General features: G+C 69.8%; 1 protein-coding gene and 2 pseudogenes. 2 read left to right on the top strand and 1 reads right to left on the bottom strand.

Translation table 11 applies throughout. From position 1 onward, the window contains the following. Positions 1 to 363, bottom strand: a pseudogene (locus tag ACGFIV_RS36230) (phospholipid carrier-dependent glycosyltransferase); the annotation flags it as partial. Between the two features lie 107 nt (positions 364 to 470). On the opposite strand from ACGFIV_RS36230, the gene rsmI reads away from it, so the two are divergent. Together rsmI and ACGFIV_RS36220 are read left to right on the top strand one after the other, a co-directional pair. Further along, positions 471 to 1,322 (top strand): 16S rRNA (cytidine(1402)-2'-O)-methyltransferase, encoded by an 852-nt coding sequence (gene rsmI / locus ACGFIV_RS36225; protein WP_358562234.1) that lies wholly within the window; start codon positions 471 to 473, stop codon positions 1,320 to 1,322. 216 nt (positions 1,323 to 1,538) lie between these two features. After that, positions 1,539 to 1,901 (top strand): annotated as a pseudogene (locus ACGFIV_RS36220) (phospholipid carrier-dependent glycosyltransferase); the annotation flags it as partial.

The following is a 1,901-nucleotide window of genomic DNA, read 5'->3' as shown; positions in this document are numbered from 1 at the left end:
GACGACGTAGGAGGCGCACTTGTCGATCTCGGTGGGCGCGCAGTGCTGCCAGACGTTGGCGTCGCCCTTGAGGAGCAGCTTGTCGGCGTCCTTCACCGCGACGCGCTCCACGCCGAACTTGATCAGCGACAGAGAGTCCTTGGCGTAGTAGGTCTCGTCGAAGACCACCGCGTTGGGCGAACCCAGGCGGTTGAAGCGCAGGAACGCGGCGAAACCGGCCACCAGCAGCGGTCCCAGCCACCCCCACAGGGGGCTTCCCTGGAAAGGCGGAACCAGCCGGTCGCGTACCGATCCCGGCTGTGCGGGCTCGTCGCGCGGCTCCGGCTGCTCGAAGTCCTGGTTGGGGAAGTCCGTCAGGGCCATCCGGACATCGTACGGGGCGGCTATTACGTCCAGCCTAAGAAACACCTCTTACGTACCCAATTGGGGGACTCATGCCCGAAGGTGCTGTGCTGATGACCTCTCCGTGCATGGGAGAGGATGGGCATGTGAACGACAACGGCAGGCTGGTGCTGGCGGGTGCTCCGATCGGGCGGGTCGACGACGCCTCCGCCCGGCTGCGCGAGGCGTTATCGACCGCGGACGTCGTCGCGGCCGAGGACACCCGCCGGCTGCGCAGGCTCGTCGCCGACCTCGGAGTCACGCTCGGCGGACGAGTGGTGTCCTACTACGACGCCAACGAGACGGCACGGGCCAAGGAACTGCTCGGCGCCCTGCAGGACGGTGAGACCGTGCTGGTCATCACCGACGCGGGCATGCCCGGGGTCTCCGATCCCGGCTACCGCCTGACCCACCTCGCCGTCGAGGCGGGCATCCCGGTGACGGCGCTCCCCGGGCCGTCGGCGGTCACCACGGCGCTGGCGATCTCGGGGCTGCCGAGCGACCGGTTCTGCTTCGAGGGGTTCCCGCCCCGCAAGCCGGGGGAGCGCGCCCGGCGGCTGGCGGCCCTGGCGGCCGAGGAGCGCACGATGGTGTTCTTCGAGGCGCCGCACCGGCTCCAGGCCTGTCTCGCCGCGATGGCCGAGGCGTTCGGCCCCGAGCGGCCGGCCGCCGTCTGCCGCGAGCTCACCAAGACCTACGAGGAGGTACGGCGGGGCGGGCTCGCCGAGCTGGCCGAATGGGCCGGGGGGAACGTGCGGGGCGAGATCACGCTGGTCGTCGCCGGGCACGAGCCGGGCACGGTCGAGCCCGACCTCCAGGAGCTCGTGTACGAGGTCGCCCGCAGGGAGGAGGCGGGGGTGTCGCGCAAGCAGGCGATCGTCGACGTGGCCAAGTCGGCGGGCATCCCGAAGCGCGACCTCTACGACGCGGTCCACCGGTGACGCTCCAGAACGCCGTCCACTGGTGACGCTCTAAGAACGCCGGGCCACTGTAGACGTTCTAAGAACGCCGGGCCACCGGTGATGTTCTACGAGGCTGTCCACCGGTGAGGGCGGTCGCTCCGGGTCTCCTTCTTGATCCTCTGGTTGCGGGCCGCCCGTGGCGCATAGGGTGCCCGGGTGGCTGTTCGCGCCTTCCCCCTAAGATTTGCTGGAATCTTGCGACTTTCCGGGAAACCGCCCACCGCATCGGCCGAGCGACCCGCCTCGGTCCCCACGGTGCGCGACCGGCTGGTTCCGCCTTTCCAGGGAAGCCCCCTGTGGGGATGGCTCGGGCCGCTGCTGGTGGCCGTCTTCGGGGCCCTGACGCGCTTCAACCGCCTGGGGTCCCCCAAGGACATCGTCTTCGACGAGACCTACTACGCCAAGGACGCGCTGTCACTGCTCACGTACGGCGTCGAGCGCACCTTCCTCGGCACGACCAAGAACCCCATCGCCGACCCCCGGCTGCTGGCCGGCAGGAAAGACCTCTGGGTCACCTGCACCCCGGACAATCTCGACCCCTGCGCGCTGTACGTGGCG

The sequence above is a fragment of the Sphaerisporangium sp. NPDC049003 genome (genome assembly GCF_043197795.1).
Taxonomy (GTDB): Bacteria; Actinomycetota; Actinomycetes; order Streptosporangiales; family Streptosporangiaceae; genus Sphaerisporangium.
Note: the sequence above shows the minus strand (reverse complement) of the source record. Positions and strands in the feature narration are given on the sequence as shown.

Bases quoted from the DNA above. Each gene is read 5' to 3' on its own strand.
- rsmI (WP_358562234.1), top strand. From the start codon at position 471: ATGGGAGAGGATGGGCATGTGAACGACAACGGCAGGCTGGTGCTGGCG.